This is a genomic window from Amycolatopsis sp. cmx-8-4 (assembly GCF_046548675.1).
In the GTDB taxonomy this organism is placed as follows: Bacteria; Actinomycetota; Actinomycetes; order Mycobacteriales; family Pseudonocardiaceae; genus Amycolatopsis.
This window is the reverse complement of record NZ_JAEBDZ010000007.1, coordinates 165,719-182,873: the sequence shown is the minus strand read 5'-3', so window position 1 is coordinate 182,873 and position 17,155 is coordinate 165,719. Positions and strand designations below refer to the sequence as shown.

The 17,155-nt window shown below is 72.6% G+C and carries 15 protein-coding genes; 3 read left to right on the top strand and 12 right to left on the bottom strand.

The window, feature by feature from the left end; genetic code table 11:
• Positions 1 to 5 precede the first annotated feature (5 nt).
• From ACLJQZ_RS17070 to ACLJQZ_RS17060, 3 genes are all read right to left on the bottom strand, one after another.
• Positions 6 to 674, bottom strand: coding sequence for a GntR family transcriptional regulator (locus ACLJQZ_RS17070; protein WP_410620963.1), 669 nt, complete (start codon positions 672 to 674; stop codon positions 6 to 8).
• Positions 656 to 2,074, bottom strand: coding sequence for a fumarylacetoacetate hydrolase family protein (locus ACLJQZ_RS17065; RefSeq protein ID WP_410620962.1), 1,419 nt, complete (start codon positions 2,072 to 2,074; stop codon positions 656 to 658). The genes ACLJQZ_RS17070 and ACLJQZ_RS17065 overlap by 19 nt, the downstream gene beginning before the upstream one ends.
• A 90-nt stretch (positions 2,075 to 2,164) precedes the next feature.
• On the bottom strand, positions 2,165 to 3,601 hold the full coding sequence (locus tag ACLJQZ_RS17060) for an aldehyde dehydrogenase family protein (protein ID WP_410620961.1): 1,437 nt from the start codon (positions 3,599 to 3,601) through the stop codon (positions 2,165 to 2,167).
• 135 nt (positions 3,602 to 3,736) lie between these two features.
• On the opposite strand from ACLJQZ_RS17060, the gene ACLJQZ_RS17055 reads away from it, so the two are divergent.
• Entirely contained in the window at positions 3,737 to 5,155 is a 1,419-nt protein-coding gene (locus ACLJQZ_RS17055) for a GMC family oxidoreductase (RefSeq protein ID WP_410620960.1), read from the top strand.
• Here ACLJQZ_RS17055 and ACLJQZ_RS17050 read toward each other — a convergent pair.
• From ACLJQZ_RS17050 to ACLJQZ_RS17040, 3 genes are read right to left on the bottom strand one after another with little or no spacing between them, the layout of a single operon-like run.
• Complete coding sequence (locus ACLJQZ_RS17050; RefSeq protein ID WP_410620959.1) at positions 5,139 to 5,990, bottom strand: alpha/beta hydrolase fold domain-containing protein; 852 nt, start codon at positions 5,988 to 5,990, stop codon at positions 5,139 to 5,141. The genes ACLJQZ_RS17055 and ACLJQZ_RS17050 overlap by 17 nt on opposite strands.
• On the bottom strand, positions 5,987 to 6,937 hold the full coding sequence (locus tag ACLJQZ_RS17045) for an aldo/keto reductase (RefSeq protein WP_410620958.1): 951 nt from the start codon (positions 6,935 to 6,937) through the stop codon (positions 5,987 to 5,989). The genes ACLJQZ_RS17050 and ACLJQZ_RS17045 overlap by 4 nt, the downstream gene beginning before the upstream one ends.
• A 9-nt stretch (positions 6,938 to 6,946) precedes the next feature.
• Positions 6,947 to 8,047, bottom strand: coding sequence for a zinc-binding dehydrogenase (locus ACLJQZ_RS17040; protein WP_410621191.1), 1,101 nt, complete (start codon positions 8,045 to 8,047; stop codon positions 6,947 to 6,949).
• A gap of 56 nt (positions 8,048 to 8,103) precedes the next feature.
• Between ACLJQZ_RS17040 and ACLJQZ_RS17035 the strand changes: the two genes are divergently transcribed.
• Positions 8,104 to 9,396, top strand: a complete 1,293-nt coding sequence (locus ACLJQZ_RS17035) for an amidohydrolase family protein (RefSeq protein WP_410620957.1) — start codon at positions 8,104 to 8,106, stop codon at positions 9,394 to 9,396.
• Here ACLJQZ_RS17035 and ACLJQZ_RS17030 read toward each other — a convergent pair whose 3' ends face one another.
• The gene (locus ACLJQZ_RS17030; RefSeq protein ID WP_410620956.1) at positions 9,397 to 10,119 is read right to left on the bottom strand and encodes an SDR family NAD(P)-dependent oxidoreductase; all 723 of its coding nucleotides are present in this window, start codon (positions 10,117 to 10,119) and stop codon (positions 9,397 to 9,399) included.
• A gap of 46 nt (positions 10,120 to 10,165) precedes the next feature.
• Between ACLJQZ_RS17030 and ACLJQZ_RS17025 the strand changes: the two genes are divergently transcribed.
• Positions 10,166 to 11,080, top strand: a complete 915-nt coding sequence (locus ACLJQZ_RS17025; RefSeq protein WP_410620955.1) for an aldo/keto reductase — start codon at positions 10,166 to 10,168, stop codon at positions 11,078 to 11,080.
• 55 nt (positions 11,081 to 11,135) lie between these two features.
• On the opposite strand, the gene ACLJQZ_RS17020 is transcribed toward ACLJQZ_RS17025, so the two are convergent.
• The 5 genes from ACLJQZ_RS17020 to ACLJQZ_RS17000 are packed head-to-tail and all read right to left on the bottom strand — an operon-like array spanning position 11,136 to position 17,078.
• Positions 11,136 to 11,858, bottom strand: coding sequence for an alpha/beta fold hydrolase (locus ACLJQZ_RS17020; protein ID WP_410620954.1), 723 nt, complete (start codon positions 11,856 to 11,858; stop codon positions 11,136 to 11,138).
• A gap of 12 nt (positions 11,859 to 11,870) precedes the next feature.
• Positions 11,871 to 12,794 (bottom strand): ABC transporter permease, encoded by a 924-nt coding sequence (locus ACLJQZ_RS17015; protein WP_410620953.1) that lies wholly within the window; start codon positions 12,792 to 12,794, stop codon positions 11,871 to 11,873.
• Complete coding sequence (locus tag ACLJQZ_RS17010; RefSeq protein WP_410620952.1) at positions 12,791 to 13,735, bottom strand: ABC transporter permease; 945 nt, start codon at positions 13,733 to 13,735, stop codon at positions 12,791 to 12,793. Before ACLJQZ_RS17010 ends, ACLJQZ_RS17015 begins: the two co-directional genes overlap by 4 nt.
• Positions 13,732 to 15,318, bottom strand: coding sequence for an ABC transporter substrate-binding protein (locus tag ACLJQZ_RS17005; protein WP_410620951.1), 1,587 nt, complete (start codon positions 15,316 to 15,318; stop codon positions 13,732 to 13,734). The genes ACLJQZ_RS17010 and ACLJQZ_RS17005 overlap by 4 nt, the downstream gene beginning before the upstream one ends.
• Positions 15,315 to 17,078 (bottom strand): dipeptide ABC transporter ATP-binding protein, encoded by a 1,764-nt coding sequence (locus ACLJQZ_RS17000; protein WP_410620950.1) that lies wholly within the window; start codon positions 17,076 to 17,078, stop codon positions 15,315 to 15,317. The genes ACLJQZ_RS17005 and ACLJQZ_RS17000 overlap by 4 nt, the downstream gene beginning before the upstream one ends.
• Between the last annotated feature and the right edge of the window lie 77 nt (positions 17,079 to 17,155).

The following is a 17,155-nucleotide window of genomic DNA, read 5'->3' as shown; positions in this document are numbered from 1 at the left end:
CTGCGTCAGGGGTGGCGGTGGGCCAGGAAGGTGTTCAGGGTGGCCAGCCGGTGGTCACGCACGGCCCGCTCGACGTCGGCGGCGGGGGCGCCGGCGTCGAGCAGGCCGAGGATGGCTTCGTGCTCGGCCACCGACTCGTGGGCGCGGCCCGGCACGAAGCTGAACGTCGAGGTCCGCAGGCCGCTGAGCCGGTTCCAGCCGCGCTCGACCAGGTCGAGCACCTGCGGGTTGGGACAGGCGCCGAACAGCACCGCGTGGAAGTCCCGGTTGAGCGCGGTGAACCGCGCGGGTTCGAAGTGCCCGAGGCTGTCGGCGAGCCGGTCGTTCAGCTCGCGGGCCTCGTCGAGGGCGCCCGGCGGCAGCAGCGGCGCGGCCAGGGCGGCCGCGTAGCCCTCCACCAGCGCGAGCGTCTGCATCGTGTGCTGGTACTCGCGCTCGTCGACCATCGCGACCTGCGCGCCGACGTTCCGTTCGAACGTGACGAGTCCTTCGGCCTCCAGCAGCCGGATCGCTTCGCGGACGGGCACCACGCTGACGCCGAGCTCCTGCGCGAGCTGGCCGAGGACCAGCCGGTAGCCGGGGGAGAAGGTGCCGTCGCCGATGCGGGCCTTGATCCATTCGTAGGCGATGCGCGACTTGCTCAGCGCGGCGCCGGTCACCGTTGCGCGAGCCATGCGGCGTACCTCCCGCGCCAGTGCTCGTCCAGCGGGTAGAGGCCTTCGACGCGCTCGCCCGCGGCGACCTGCTCGGCGATGAACGTCTCCTGCCGCTCCTGCTCGATCGCCGCGTCGACGACCTCCTCGACCAGGTGCGGCGGGATGACGAGCACGCCGTCGCTGTCACCGGCGATGACGTCGCCGGGGCAGACGGCCGCGCCACCGCAGGCGATCGCGACGTCGACGTCCCACGGCACGTGCCGCCGCCCGAGCACCGCCGGGTGCGGCCCGGCGTGGTAGGTCGGAATGTCCAAAGCGGACACCGCGGCCAGGTCGCGGACGCCGCCGTCGGTGACGATCCCGGCCGCGCCGGTGACCTGGGCGCGCAGCGCCAGGATGTCGCCGACGGTCCCGGTGCCGCGTTCGCCGCGGGCTTCCATGACCAGGACGTCACCCGGGCCGAGGGCGTCGATCGCGCGTTTCTGCGCGTTGTAGCCGCCGCCGTGCGCGCGGAACAGGTCTTCGCGGTAGGGCAGGTAGCGCAGGGTCCGCGCGCGGCCGGTCAGCCGGGCGCCGGGCCGGGTCGAGGTGAGGCCCTCGATGAAGACGTCGTGGTACCCGCGTTTGCGGAGCTGGACGGAAAGCGTCGCGGTACCGACGGATTCGATCCGCGCCCGCAGTTCCGGCGTCAAGGTGAACTCCGGCTCGGCCGTTCCGTGGGCGTCCGCGCGCTGCTGCTCGTCGACGCGGGGGAGCGCGCCGAACGGTCCGAACGGGACGGTGCCGGCCGCGATCGGCGTGACCAGGCGGCCGGTGGTGTGCCCTCCGGTGCTGACCTCGACCTCGACGACGTCACCCGGGCCGGCTACCGAGGCGCCCGCCGGGGTGCCGGTGAGCACGACGTCGCCGGGTTCGAGGGTGATCAGCTGCGAGAGGTCGGCGACCAGCCGGCCGAAGCCGAACAGCAGGTCGGCGGTGGTGTCGTCCTGGACGAGGTCGCCGTTGAGCCAGGTCCGCAGCCGCAGCGCGGCCGGGTCGACGTCCGCGGCGGGCAGGACGGCCGGGCCGAGCGGGGTGAAGCCGTCGCCGCCCTTCGAGCGCAGGTTGCTGCCCTTGTCGGCGTAGCGCAGGTCGTAGACGCCGAAGTCGTTGGCCGCGGTGACGCCGGCGACGTACGACCAGCCGTCCTCGGGGGAGACGCGGCGGGCGAGCCGGCCGATGACCAGCGCGATCTCGCCTTCGAAGCCGAGCAGCTCGGTGCCGGCCGGGCGCTCGAGGACGTCCCCGCTCGCCGCGACCGACGTCGGCGGCTTGAGGAAGTACGACGGCTGCTCGGGGACCCGGCCGCGTTGCGCGGCGCGGGAGCGATAGTTCAGGTGCAGCGCGATGATCTTGCCGGGCCGCGCGATGCTGGTCATCCGTGGTTCCTGCCTGCCGGTTCGGGCGAAGATATCCCAAATAATATACGATCTGCGGCGCGGGGAAAGCCCGGATCAGTAGCCCGCTTTTCAGTAGCCATAGTGCAGCCAGACCGACTTGGTCTCGGTGTAGACGTCGAGGGCCCACGGACCCATCTCGCGGCCCCAGCCGGACGCCTTGTAGCCGCCCCACGGTGCGGCCATGTCCGGGATCGGCGGCATGTTGACGAACACCGCGCCGGCCCGGATCCCGTCGGCGTAGCGCTGGGCGGTGCGGATGTCGCGGGTCCAGATGGTCGCGGCCAGGCCGTACTCGGTGTCGTTGGCGCGCCCGAGCACGTCGTCATCGTCGTCGTAGGCGGTGACGGCCAGGACCGGCCCGAAGATCTCCTCGCGCATGACCGCCATCCCGTCGGTGACGCCGGCGAACAGCGTCGGCCGGTAGAAGTAGCCGTTGCCGTCGACCGGGCCGCCGCCGGTCACCAGGTCGGCGCCCTGTTCGCGGCCGGTGGTGACCAGGAAGTCGACGTGCTCGCGGTGCTTCGCCGACACCAGCGGCCCGAGCTGGGTGCTTTCCTCGGCGCCGGGGCCGAGCCGCAGGCCTTCGAGGCCGCGGGCGAGCTTGTCGACGAACTCCTGCTCGCGCTTGCGGTCGACGTAGAAGCGGGTGTAGGCCGCGCAGACCTGGCCGGTGTTGAGCGTCGCCCCGGCGAGGTTGCCCGCAACGGCGGCGTCGATGTCGGCGTCGGCCGCGATGATGCTCGGCGCCTTGCCGCCGAGTTCGAGCGTGAGGCGCTTGAGGTTGGACGCCGCGCTGGCCGCGGTGATCAGCTTCCCGACGGCCGTCGAGCCGGTGTAGGAGAGGTGGTCGACGCCGTGGTGCTCGCTGAGCATCGCGCCGACCGCGCCGTCCCCGGTGACGAGGTTGACGACGCCCGGCGGGATGCCGGCTTCGTGGGCCAGTTCGACCAGGCGGATGCTGGTCAGCGGCGTGACTTCGCTCGGCTTGATCACCACGGTGTTGCCGGTGGCGAGCGCCGGCGCGAGCTTCCAGGCGAGGATCATCAGCGGGAAGTTCCACGGCGTGATCAGCGCGTTCACCCCGACCGGCTCACGGCGGGTGTAGTGCAGCGTGTCCGGGAACGACACCGGGTTCGTGGTGCCCTGCAGCTTCGTCACCCAGCCCGCGAAGTACCGGAAGTGCTCGGCCGCGCCGGTGGCGCTCACCTGCCGGGACACCCCGATCGGCTGGCCCTGGTCGCGGGTCTCCAGCTGGGCCAGCTCCTCGTGGTGCGCGTCGATCAGGTCGGCGAGCCGGAACAGCAGCGCGGCCCGCCGGCCCGGGAGCAATCCGGCCCACGCCGGCGCGGTCAGCGCGCGCCGGGCGGCCGCGACAGCGGCGTCGACGTCGGCCTCCGACGCGGTGCCGACCTCCTCGAGCACGCGGCCGGTGGCCGGGTCGAGCGTGGGAAGGGCACCGCCGCCGGCCTCGGTCCACTGGCCGTCGATGCACAGGCGTGTCGCCATCCCGGGTTCCTCCTTCGTGGGGTGGACCGAGTATCGGGCGCGAGCCGGCCGCGGGTCTTGTCCGCTCACGCATGCCGGTTGACCGACGGCGAAGGGATCCGCGCCGGCGGCCGGGACGCGCGTCAGGCTGGGCCCATGGACGTGATCGTGGTGGGCGCGGGTTCGGCCGGGTGCGTGGTGGCCCGGCGGCTGGTCGACGCGGGTGCGGCGGTGACGCTGCTGGAGGCGGGCGGCCCGGACGTCAACCCGGCCGTCCACGACCCGGCGCGGGCCGGGGAGCTGTGGCACGGCCCGGAGGACTGGGACCACTACACGGTTCCGCAGCCGCACGCGGCGAACCGGCGGCTGCACCTGCCGCGGGGCAAGGTGCTCGGCGGTTCGCACGCGCTCAACGCGATGATCTGGGTCCGCGGCGCGCCCGCCGACTACGACGGCTGGGGTGTGCCGGGCTGGACCTGGGACGACGTCCGCCCGGTGTTTGAGCGCGTAGAGAAGGACCTTCTCACGATCGTGCCGAACGAGCCGCTGCACCCGATCCAGCAGTCCATTGTGGACGCCGCGGTCTCGGTCGGGCTCCCGCTCAACCCGGACTGCAACGGTGCCACGCAGGACGGCGTCTCGGTCGAGCGGATCACCGCTCGCGACGGCCGTCGTGTCACCACTTGGCGCGCCTACGCTTCGCCGGTGGCTGCCCGGATGACCGTCCACACGGGAGCGCTGGTCCACCGGGTGTTGTTCAAGGGCTCGCGCGCCACCGGGGTGGTGGCCTCGATCGGTGGTGAACCGCGGGAGCTGTCCGCCGATCTGGTGGTGCTCGCGGCGGGCGCGCTGGCGTCGCCGGCCATCCTGCTGCGCAGCGGCGTCGGCCCGGCGGACGAACTGGCCGCGCTCGGCATCGACGTCGTCGCCGATCTGCCCGTCGGGCGCAACCTGCACGATCACCTGCTCGCACCGGTGATCTTCGGGACGGATCGTCCAGTCGAGCCGCCAGTGGCGGGCCGGTCGGTCACGCAGGTCCACTGGTTCTGGCGCAGCCGTCCGGGACTGGCGGTGCCGGACACGCAGCCGATCTGCTTCAGCGTGCCGATGTACGAGCCGGGGATGACCGGGCCGCCGACCGGGTTCTCGCTGATGGCGGGCATGGTGACGCCGGAAAGCCGCGGCAGCGTGCGGCTGTCACCGGACGGCGGGGTGCTGATCGACCTGGGCGCGCTGTCCGCGCCGGCGGACTTCGAGAGCCTGGTGGCGTCGGTGGAGCAGTGTGTCGCGGTCGGCCGGGCCCCGGCCCTGGCCGCCGGGTGGGGCGCGCGACGGCTGTACCCGGCACCGGACGACGACGTGCGCGAATACGTCCGCCGCACGGCGATCACCTACCACCACCAGGTCGGTACGTGCGCACTGGGCACCGTGGTGGACCCGGACCTCAAGGTGCACGGGCTGGAGGGGCTGCGGGTCGCGGACGCGTCGGTGCTGCCCCGGGTGCCGACGGGCAACACGAACGCCCCCGCGGTGCTGGTGGGGGAGCAGGCGGCGCGGTTCATCCTCGGCCCGTAGCGCCCAGCAGCCGCCGCAGCCACGACGACCGCGTCGCGAGGGCCGCGCGGGTCACCTCCGCGTCCGGGGCGAAGCGGTCGAAGCCGTGGTGGGCGCCCGCCCAGACGTGCAGTTCCGTCGGGACGCCCGCCTGGGCCAGCCGCTGGGCATACGCGACGTCCTCGTCGCGGAAGATCTCCGCCCCGCCCACCTCGACGAACGCCGGGGGCAGGCCGCCCAGGTCCGTCATCCGGGCCGGCACCGCGTAGGGCGACGTCTGCCCGGCCAGCAGGCTTCGCCAGCCGAAGTCGTTGGCCTCGCGGGTCCACACCGCGTCCGGGACGTCCACCGTCGTGCGGTCGTCGAGCATCGGGCACAGCAGGAGCTGTCCCGCCAGTGCCGGGCCGCCACGGTCGCGGGCCAGCAACGCGCACCCGGCGGCGAGCCCGCCACCCGCGCTGCCACCCGCCACGACCAGGCGGTCGAGGCCCACCTCCGCGGCGAACCACACGAGACCGGCGTAGCAGTCGTCGAGGGGCGCGGGGTGCGGGTGTTCCGGCGCCAGCCGGTACTCGACGGTCGCGGCCACGAACCCGAACTCCTCGATCAGCGCGACCAGCCGGGGCAGGTCGGCGAACCGGTCGTCCATGACCATGCCACCACCGTGGATGCTGAACAGCGCGGCCTTCGGTTCGCGCGGCCGCAGCACGGTGACGACGACGCCGGTGCCGGGCACGACGTGGTCCGACCAGGTGATGTCCCGGTCGCCGACCGCCTCGGCGCAGGTCGGGTTGCGCATCGCTTCCCGGATCGCGGGCAACGTCGACGCGGACAGTGGCAGCTGCGGGCCGGTCACGGCCCCTCCGGGGCGACAGCGTCGCGATCGGCCCAGAACGGCTCCACGAGCGCCCGCAGCTCGGCGGCCCCCACCCGCTCCAGGAGATCGACCGCGGCCAGGTTGTCCTCCAGCTGCCGGACGCTGGTGGCGCCGAACAACGTCGTCGTGGTGGCCGGGTGGGTGAGGGTGAAGGCGAGGCACAGCTGCGCGGCCGTCGCACCGAGGCTCCCGGCGACCTTCCGGATCCCCTCGGCGGAGTCGGCGATGCGCTGCCGGACGTCACCCGGGTCGCGGCCGACCTGGCGGCCGCCCTTGCCGAGCAGCACGCCACCCTCGAAGACGTCCGACGCCTGGAGCGTGACGCCGAGGTCGTCGAACACCGCGGCGAACGGCACACCGTCCGGAATGGACCGTCGCGCGACGCTGTACTTCAGCTGGGCGATGGCCGGTCCGGGCACGCCGTCGGCGAGCGCGAAGTCGTGCACCGCGCGGATCGTCGAAGCCGACCAGTTGTTGACACCCCACTGCCGGATCAGCCCGGCCTCGTGCAGCTGCGCCAGATCGCGGGCGAGGGCGTGCAGGTCCGTGTCGTCGCGGCGCAGGTCCCCGAGGATCACGAGGTCGGCGTGCTCGACGCCGGCGCGGAAGAACGCGTTCTCCAGCTGCTCGCGCAGGCTGTGCCCGGGATAACCCTCGAGCCACAGCTTCGCCGAGAGCAGGTAGTCGTCGCGGCGCAGGCCCGCGGCGCGGACCATCGCGGAGAACAGCACGTCGGTGAACACCGGGTCGCTGCCGGGAAAGCCGTAGACCCCGACGTCGAACAGGGTGATCCCGGCGTCGACGGCGGTGCGCAGCAGCGTCACCGCCTCGCGGAAGTCCATCCGGTCGTAGGTGTGCCACGAGCCGAGCGACAGGACGCCGGTGTGCGGGCCGTCGCGGCCGATGCGGCGCTGGGGAATGCTCACGTAGCCCTCCTAGGGCAGTCGGGGGTCGATGACGGCTTTGAGCTCGCCGAGCCGGGACATCGACTCGACGGCGGCGGACGCACCGGACAGCCCGACGGGCGGGCTGAACAGCTCGTCCCAGGGCATTCGCCCGGCGAAGGCGCGGAAGAACTCGACCGAGCGGTGGTAGTCGGCGATGTCGCCGTTGAGCGAGCCCACGATGGTCAGTTCCTTGCCCATCACCGTGCCCAGCGGAACGGGGGCGGGCGCCGGGCCGGTCGACCCGACGATCGCGACCGTGCCGCGTTGCGCGGCGAAGGCGACGGCCTCCTCGCCGATCGTCGGGCCGCCGGCGAAGTCGAAGACGTGGTCCGCGCCGCGGCCGCCGGTCAGTTCCTGGACCCGTTCGATGCGCTCTTCCGCCGAGGAGTCGACGGGGATCGTCGCCGTGGCGCCGAAGCGCAACGCCGTCTCCAGGCGGCTCGCCGGGCCGCCGACGGTGAGCACCGTGCCCGCGCCGCACAGCCGTGCGACCGCCGTGGCGAACACGCCGAGCGCGCCGGCGCCCTGGACGACGACTGTCGCGTTCGGACGGATCCCGCCGGACCGGGCGACCGCCCGCAGCACGGTCTTGCCCGCGCAGCCCGACATCGACGCCCAGGTGTCCGCGACGTCGCCGGGCAGCAGGAGTTTCGCGGCGCCGGGCGTGACGTAGCAGTGCCGCGCGAGCCCGCCGGTCGCGTACGGGAACCGGTCGGACCGCTGGAGGAAGCCGTAACCACGGGACTCGCAGGCGACGGGCTCGCGCAGGATCGTGCAGCCGGAGCACTTCCCGCAGACCGACTCCGACCAGCCGATCCGGTCGCCCGGCTTGATCTCCCGGCCGAGCGTGTCGGTGGTGCCGGGCCCGGTGGCGACGACCTCGCCGACCATCTCGTGCCCGAGCACCATCGGGAGCATGCCGGGGAAGCTCATCTGCCCGGCCCACAGGTGGACGTCGGTGCCGCACAACGTGGTGCAGGTGAGCCGGACCAGGGCGGCGCCGGGTTCCGGTTCCGGCAGGGGGAGTTCGCGCAGTTCGAGGGGCGCGTGGTGGCCGGTGAGGACCGCGGCCTCGGTGCGGGTGGGCAGTGCCATCTTTTTAGTCTACAGTCGTGGAAGAAAAAGTCCAGATCCGGGAGGAAACCATGACGAGCCAACGGATCCACCCGGCGCAGCTGGTCGTGCGCGGGGGCACCGTGCACACCTTCGACCGGCTCGCCACGGTGGCGGACGGCCTCGCGATCAGGGACGGCCGGATCGTCGCGGCCGGCGCCGACCTGACCGCCTGCATCGGACCGGACACCGAGGTCGTCGACCTCGCCGGGCGCACGGTGCTCCCCGGGATCAACGACGCCCACCTGCACGCGACCTGGCTGGGCGCCCGCTGGCCGCACCCGCTGCTCGGACCGCCGCACGAGGAAGAGCCGGTGACGACCTCGGCGGAGCGGCGAGCGGCGATCCTGCGCGCGGGCGACCTCTGCGCGTCGCTGGGCATCACCAGCTACACCGAACCCGGTCTCGGCCCCGGCGAAACCGGCTGCTTCTCGGCGGCGGTCCTCGACGAATACGCCGCGCTGCAGCGGGAAGGGCTGCTGCGGGCGCGGGTCACCGTCCTGCGCCTGTTCGGGCTCCTGGACGGCGCCAGTTCGCTGCCGGACTTCGAGCTTGGTCTCGAAACGCCCGTGCCGCGGGCGGACCCGGACTGGCTGGCCGTCACCGGCGTCAAGATCTTCGCCGACGGGATCCCGCCGATGGGCACGGCCTGGACGCACCACTGCTACGCCGACGGCGGCCACGGCGCCCTGCTCGTCGACGGTCCGGACGACGACGCCCGCGCGGGCAACCTGGGCGCGATGATCGGAGCGGCGCACGAGGCCGGCCTGGTCGTCGGCGTGCACGCGACGGGGGAGCGCAGCATCGAGACCGCGCTCGCGCACCTGCGCCGCGGTGACCACCTCGTGCACGGCGACCTCGTCACCCCGGCGCAGCTGCGCTGGATGGCGGCCCGGGGTGTCGGCCTGACCACCCAGCCCGCCATCGCGACGGCCATGCGCCCGATGGTCGCGGCCGCGCTGGGAGCCGACGTCGCCGCGAGCGCCTGGCCACTGCGGGAGATCCTCGCATCCGGCGTCCCGCTGACCCTGAGCAGCGACGCGCCGGTCGTCACCCCGGACTGGCGGGTGCACCTCGCCGCGGCCGGAGACCTGCTGGGGGCGCGCGGGGTGACGCCGGAGCTGACGAGACGCCTGGTGCGCTGCTGCACCACCGAAGCCGCGGTGCAGGACGGGTCCGCGAGCTGGAAGGGCACCCTCGCGCCCGGGATGGCCGCCGACTTCTGCGTCCTGGCGGCGGACCCCCTCGACGTCGCCTTGGCCGACCTGCCGTCGGTCGCGGTCGAGCTGACCGTGACCGCCGGCCGGATCGTCCACAAGGGATAGTCAGGTGAGCAGCTGGCCGCCGTCGACCGCCAGGCTCACCCCGGTGATGTGCCCGGCGGCGGGCGAGGCCAGGAACACCACCGCCGGCACGACGTCCTCGACGGAGGCGATGCGGCCCAACGGGATCCGCGATTCCCAGGCCGCGCGGGCCGCGGTGTCGGCGGCGAACCCGGCGGTCATCGGCGTGAGCACCGGGCCGGGCGCGACGGCGTTCACCCGTATCCCGTGCGGCGCCAGTTCGAGGGCCGCGGACCGGGTCAGCGCGTCGACGGCCGCCTTGGTGGCCTCGTAGTGGCCCAGGCCGGGGGTCGGCTGGCGGGCGCCGATCGACGAGACGTTCACGATCGCGCCCCGCGTGCCCGCTTCGGCCATGTGCGCGCCGACCGCGCGTGTCATCAGGAACGTGCCGCGGAAGTTGACCCGCACGCAGCGGTCGAACACCTCGACGTCGAGCGCGGTCACCGGGCCGCCGCCACCCGCCAGCCCGGCGTTGTTGACCAGCACGTCGATCGGCCCGAACTGCCGCGTCACCAGCGAAACCGCCGCGTCGACGGAAGCCGGGTCGGAGATGTCGAGCTCGACGTGGTCCCGGCCGGTGTCGTGGGCCGCGCGGGCGTCGACGTCGGCGACGATCACGCGGTCGCCCGCGGCGAGGAAGCCTTCGGTGACGCCCCGGCCGATCCCGCTCGCGCCGCCGGTCACCACCACGATTCGCTGTTTCATTCTACAATCGTAGACTAAAGATAGGTTGCCGGAGAAGGGAAACAGCATGATCGGCAGATCGGCCTTCGGGCTCGGCTCGTGGAACACCTGGGACCGGATGGACTTCGGCGACGCCGTCGCGCTGCTGCGGACGGCCGTCGATGCCGGCGTGACGTTGTTCGACGTCGCGCACTACGACATGGGTCCGCACGCCGAGGGTTCGAACACCGACGTGATCTTCGGGAAAGCCGTGCGGGAAGCGGGAATCGCCCGCGAGGACTACGTGCTGTGCGGGAAACTCTGGCTGTGGGACCACCCGCGGACGGGGTTCGCGCGGCAGCTGGAGACGTCGCTCGGCCGGATCGGCACGGACCACGCGGACCTGGTCGTCGTGGGCGACTACCGCGACCGCCCGGACATTCCGCGGGTCGTCACCGAGGTCGCCGAGCAGATCGGGGCCGGGCGGATCGGCGGCTGGGGCGTCAACAACTGGCTCGCCGCGGACCTCGATCTCGCGCTGGAGTTCGCGGATCGTGAAGGCCTGCCGGCGCCGGAGTTCGCCCAGCTGAAGTACTCGATCGCCCGCCGGTCCATGGCCGAAGGTCCGCACTACGGCAAGCACTGGGGACGGCTCGCGCTGCAGGCGTCGGACGTGTTCGAAGGCGGCGTCCTGCTGGGCAACCCCGTGCCCACCCGGAAGATCGGCGCGGACGTCGGCGGCATCCGGGCGTCCATTGTGGACGCTTCCGCCGAGCTGGCCACCATCGCCGCGGAGTTCGGCGCGACCCGGGCGCAGCTGGCCCTGGCGTTCTGCCTGGCCTACGCGCCGGTGGCGAACGTCCTCTTCGGCGCGAGCCGCGCCGAGCAGCTGACGGACAACCTGGGCGCGCTCGACCTGGCCGAGCGCCACGGCACCGAGATCCGCGCGGCGGTCAACCACCTCCAAGCCGACCGAGGAGTAAGCCCCGACGGATCCTGGTGAGGCTTGTCGTGAGTGGTAATGAGGGTTCTAACCCGCATTACCACTCACGACCGGGTCAGGGCGTGTCGAGGAAGGTGAGCACCGCGGTCTTGAAGGCGGCGCCGCGCAGGGCGCCGCCGTGGTCGCCGGGCACCAGGAGCAGGTCGCTGCCCGGCACCAGCGGGACCAGGGTCTCGATGCCCTGGCTGACCGGGTCGTCCCGGCCCGCGACGAACCGCGTCGGCACGCCGATCGTGCCCACCTGCGGCGCGAACGGCTCCCGGCGCAGGCCCTCGACGCACCGGAGCAGGGCCGCGGGGTCGCGACCCGGCGCGGTGATCATCCGGGCGATCGCCGCGGTCAGCGGGTCGGCCGGCAGCCGCCCGCCGTCGGCGAAGGCCTGCGCGGCCTCGACGTCGACCGCGCCGAACGGCTCGTGCGGGCTGATCCCGGCCAGCACCAGGCGCCGGACGGGCAGCAGCGCGGGCAGCTCCCAGGCCAGCCGCGCCCCCAGCGAGTAGCCGACGACGTCCACTTCGGACACGTCGCCGACCGCGAGGACGAGTTCTTCGGTGACGGCCTTCGGGGTGGCGTCGGCGAGTGCCGGACTCGAGCCGTGACCCGGCAGGTCCGGTACGACGACCGGGCGGCCCGCGGCCGTGAGGGCCGCGGGCCAGCCGGTGCCGATCCAGTCGGTCGGGCCGTCGGAGGCGAACCCGTGCAGGAGCAGCACCGGTGGGCCGGCGGTCGGGCCGTCGGGGGCGAACCGGCGCACGGCCAGGGAAGTCGGGACGGTCAAGGAGATCCTCTCTCACGAACGGGCACGGGCGGGACGGCGGACGCGCAGGCGCTGCAGCTCGCCGAGGGTGCGGGCGCGGGGGTCGACGGCGATCCGCAGCGCGGAGCCGATCAGGTTGAGCAGGAGCACGCAGAGCACGATCGTCACGCCCGGCACGAGCATCAGCCACGGCGCGACGACCAGGTACGAGCGGCCTTCGGCGATCATGTTCCCCCAGGTCGGCGTGGGCGGGGCGATGCCGAGGCCGAGGAAGCTCAGCGCGCCGTCGACCAGCATCGCGGCCGCGGCGAGGATGACGACCTGGACCAGCGCGAGCGGTAGCACGTTGGGGAAGACGTGCACCAGCAGGATCTTGCCGCGGCTCATCCCGGACACCCGCGCGGCGCCGATGTACTGGCGCCCGGCGATGCCGAGCACGCGGCTGCGGATGACCCGGGCGGTGAACGGCGTGAAGATCACCGTCAGCGCGATCAGCTCGGTCCAGATGCTGGCGCCGAGCGCGATGGCCAGCGCCATGGCGAGGATGATCGCCGGGAAGGACATCCACGCGTCCATCAGCCGCATCAGCACCGCGCCCGCGGTCCGGTAGAAGCCGCTGACCAGGCCGATGACCATGCCGGAGAACGCCGCGCACAGCGTGATCAGCGCCGAGAGCCCGAGCGACGCCCGCCCGCCGGACACCAGCCGCGCGAGCACGTCACGGCCGTAGGAGTCGGTGCCGAGCAGATGTCCCGGCGACGGTGGCAGCAGCCGGTGCACCGGGTCGGTGGCGCTGACGCTCGGCAGGAAGACCGGCAGCACCACCACCGCCGCGGCGATAAGGCCGAGCAGCACCGAGCAGACGACCAGCGTCCGGTTGCGGCGGAACACCCGGGCCGCGCGCCGCGGCGGGGGAGCGGCCACCGCGGGCGCCTGGTCTGCGAGGGCGAGGCTCATGCGACACGCACCTTCGGGTCGAGCAGCGCGTACGACAGGTCCACCAGCAGGTTGACCGCGACGAACAGCACCGCGACGAACAACGTCACGCCCTGGATCAGCGGGAAGTCACGGGTGGACACCGCGCCCATGAGCAGGTGGCCGAGCCCGGGCACGACGAAGATCGATTCGATGATCACGATCCCGCCGACCAGCATGGCGAAGTTGCTGCCCAGCTGGGTGATCAGCGGCATCAGCGCGTTCGGCAGCACGTGCTTGAGCAGCACCCGGCGTTCGGGCAGGCCCTTGACGCGCGCGGTGCGCAGGTAGGCCAGCGGCAGCTCACCCAGGACGCTCTCGCGCAGGGTCAGCACGAACAACGCCGTCTGGCCGATGACGAGCACCGTCAGCGGCAGCACCAGCGCCGGCACCGCGCCGGCCGGGTCGGTCAGCAGGTCGTGGTAGCCGCTGGAGGGGAACCAGCGCAGCGTCACCGAGAACACCAGCACCAGGACCAGCGAGATCCAGAAGTCCGGCAGCGCCATGCCGAGCGACGAGAGCCGGTCGAGCGTGCGGGCCACCGGGTTGCGCGGTGACACGGCTTGCCACGCCGTGATCGCCACGGACAGGACGAAGCTGATGATCGTCGACAGCACGGCGAGCGTCAGCGTCGGGACGATGTGGCCGGCGACCACGCCCAGCACGGGCTGGTGGTAGGTGATCGACGTCCCGAAGTCGCCGCGCAGCACGTGCCCGGCCCAGGTCAGGTACTGCTGCCAGAGCGAGCCGTCGAGGCCCATGCTCGCCCGCAGGGCGGCGACGTCGGACGGGCGCGCGGTCGGGCCCAGGATGACCTGGGCCGGGTCGCCGGGGATGAGCCGGATGACGAAGAACATCATCGTGCCGACGATGACCAGGATGATCGCCAGGTCGCGCAGCCGGCGCAGCAGGACTCCGGTCATGCCGCCGCCAGCCAGGAGTTCCAGAAGATCCGGTAGAAGTCGCCGTAGCCCTTCAGCCGCGGCGTGTAGGCCGCGTACAGCTTGGACTGGCTCAGCGTGATCACCGACAGCTGCTTCCACGTGTACGCCTGCAGCTTGTCGATCACGGCCTTGGCCTGCTCCGGCGTCGTGGCCGCGTTGAACTCGGCCAGCAACCCGTCCCTCTCCGGCGAGGATGACCCGTTGAGCGTGCCCAGGGTGAGCGCGGGCATCTGCGCGGGCGAGGTCAGCGACGAGTCGAAGAACAGCGTCGTGATGTCCCAGCCGCCCGGGTCCTTGGTCAGCGTGCCGAGCATGGTGGCGAAGTCGTAGGTGTCGATCTTGGCGGTGAGCCCGATCTTCGCCAGCTCGTCCTGGATGAGCACGGCCCACTTGCCGAACTCGGGGTAGGAGTTCGTGGTGACGATGTGGATGGTCGACCCGGCGGGGACGCCGGCCTCAGCGAGCAGCTGCCGCGCCTTCTCCGGGTCGTGCTGCTTGTAGACGTCGTCGCCGGCGGCCGAGTAGGACGCCTTGTTGTCCGGCGAGGCGAACGCGCCGGTCTCGATCGTCAGGTCCTTGCTGCCGCCGGTCGCCGCGTTGATCGCGGGCTTGTCGAGCAGCAGGTTCAGGGCCTGTCGCGCTCGCGGGTCGGCGAACTTCGAACCCGGGTTGAAGTTGGGGATGATGACGTTCTCGTTGCCGCCCGGCAGGTTGTGCACGACCAGGTTCGGGTTGGCCTTGAGCGTCTCGTACTGGTCGTTGGCCGGCATCGCGTGGTCCCACTGGCCGGTCTGCAGGCCGCTGATCAGCGCGTCCTGGTCGCCGACGATCTTGTAGGTGACCGTGTCGAGGTAGGCGTGCTTGGCGCCGGCCTGCCCGCCCCAGTTCTCCTCGGTGCGCGACTTGTAGCCGTCGTAGCGTTCCAGGACCAGCTGCTGGCCGATGTCCCAGCTCTTCAGCTTGTACGGCCCGGTGCCGATCGCCCTGTCCTGCCCGAACCCGGTCGCGGGCAGCCCGGCGAGGTTCTTCGCCTCGTAGATCTCGGTGCCCGCGCCGGCCAGCTCGTCGACGAGCGGGTAGCGCGGCCGCTTGAGGTGGACGCTCACGGTCGCCGCGTCCGGCGCGGTGATCGTGTCGATGTCCGGGGCGACGAGCTGGCCGGTGCGGTGGCTCTTCTGCCACCGCTGCAGGCTCACGACGACGTCGTTGCCCGTCAGCGGGTTGCCATCCTGGAAGGTGACGCCCTGGCGCAGCTTGAACGCGTAGGTGAGCCGGTCCGGGCTGGTCGTGAACGTGTCGACCAGCATCGGCCGCGCGACGAAGCCCTGGTCCACCTCGAACAGCTTCTCGTACATCATGTTGCCGATGTGCGCGGTCACCTGGCCGGGGTTGGCCACCATGTCCAGCGACTGCGGGTCGGTCGGGACGGCGACGGTCAGGTTGCCGCCGCGGACCGGTGGGCCGTCCGCGGCACCGGCGTCGCCGGTGGCCGCGGAGCCCATGCAGCCGGCGAGGAGCGCGCCCGCGGCGGCGAGGGCGGCGAGCAAAGGAGTTCGTTTCATGGGCGCGTCGATCCTATGTGGGGGAGGGCGGGCAGGTCGGGGTTCGCGGCGAGGAGCCGCCGCGTGTAGTCGTGGCGCGGGGTGAGACGGACGGCGTCGGGGTCGCCGACCTCGATGAGCTCGCCCCGGTACATCACGCCGACGCGGTCGGCGACCGACAGCACGAGGCTGAGGTTGTGGGTGATGAACAGCAGGCTGAGCGTGCGGGTGCGGCGCAGGTCGAGCAGCAGGTTCAGCACCTGGCCCTGCACCGAGACGTCGAGCGCCGACGTCGGCTCGTCGGCGACGATCAGCTCCGGCTCGGCGGCGATCGCGCGGGCGATCGACACCCGCTGCCGCTGCCCGCCGGACAGCTGCGACGGGAGCTTGCCCGCGGTGTCGCGGGGGAGGCCGACCTCGTCGATCAGGTCGGCGACCCGCCGGTCCAGCTCGGCACCCCGCAGCCCGGTCAGCTCCTTGAGCGGCTCGGCGATGATCCGCGCGGCGGTGTGGCGCGGGTCGAGGGAGCTCTGCGGGTCCTGGAAGATCAGCTGGACCCGGCGGCGGAACGCGCGCTCACCGCCGTCGAGCCCGGACGCGGTGACGGTGTGCGGGCCGAAGGTGATCGTCCCCGACTCCGGCGGCTCCAAGGCCGTCACCAAGCGGCCCAGGGTGGTCTTGCCGGAGCCGGACTCGCCGACCAGCCCGAAGAACTCGCCCGGCGGGATGTCGAGGGAGACGTCCCGGACCGCGTGCATCTCGCTGCCCGCGCGGCCGAACCGTCCTTTTCGGCCGTACACTTTGGACACTCCGGCGATGCTGAGCGTGCTGCCTTCGTGGTCCTTCCGCGGTGGCGGCTTCAGCGTCCGGGTTTCGACGGCGTCGGTCGCTTCGCCCGCCATGGCGGAGGCGAGCAGCGTGGCGGAGATGGTCGGGAAGCCGTCGCGCCGGCTGACGCCCAGCTGCGGCACGCAGCTCAGCAGGGCCCGGGTGTAGGGGTGCCGCGGGCGCGTCAGGACGTCGTCGCGCGAGCCCGTTTCGACCAGGCGGCCGCGGTACATCACCGCGATCCGGTCGGCCACCTGAGCCGCGACGCCCATGTCGTGGGTGATGAACACGCACGCCGTCCCGTGGTCGCGGCGGACCCGGTCGAAAAGCGTCAGGATCTCCGCCTGCGTGGTGACGTCGAGCGCGGTGGTCGGCTCGTCGGCGATGAGCAGGTCCGGGCCGGCCATCAGAGCCAGCGCGATCATCACCCGCTGCTGCATGCCGCCGGACATCTGGTGCGGGTAGAGCCGCAGGATCCGGTCGGTGTCGGTCAGGCCGACCTCGGTGAGCAGCTGCCGGGCCTTGGCCTCGGCCTTCCGGTGCAGCGGGCTGCCGCGCCGGGCCGCCTGGCCCGGCAGGGAACCGGGCTCGCGGTAGGCCTCGACCAGCTGCCCGCCCACCCGGCGGCCCGGGTTCAGCGAGTCCAGGGCTTCCTGGAAGATCATGCCGATCCGCGGGCCGCGGTAGGCGCGCATGGCGTCGGCCGGCAGCTTCGTCACGTCCACGCCGTCGATCGCGATCTCGCCGCGCGTGCGGACCGGGGCGACGAACTCGAGCAGGCGGATGATCGACAGCGCGGTGACCGTCTTGCCGCTGCCGCTCTCGCCGACCACGCACAGTGTCCGTCCCTGATCGAGATCGAAGGACAGCTCCCGCACGAGTTCGCGGTCGGTGTCCTCGGTGTCTTCGGTGACGACGCCGACGGTGAGGTCCCGGATTTCGAGCAGCGTCATGGGTTCCCCTTCCTCGCGCCCGCCGCGACGGGCGGGCCGGACTGCCGGTACCGGCAGGGGTAGTTCTACGCATGTTG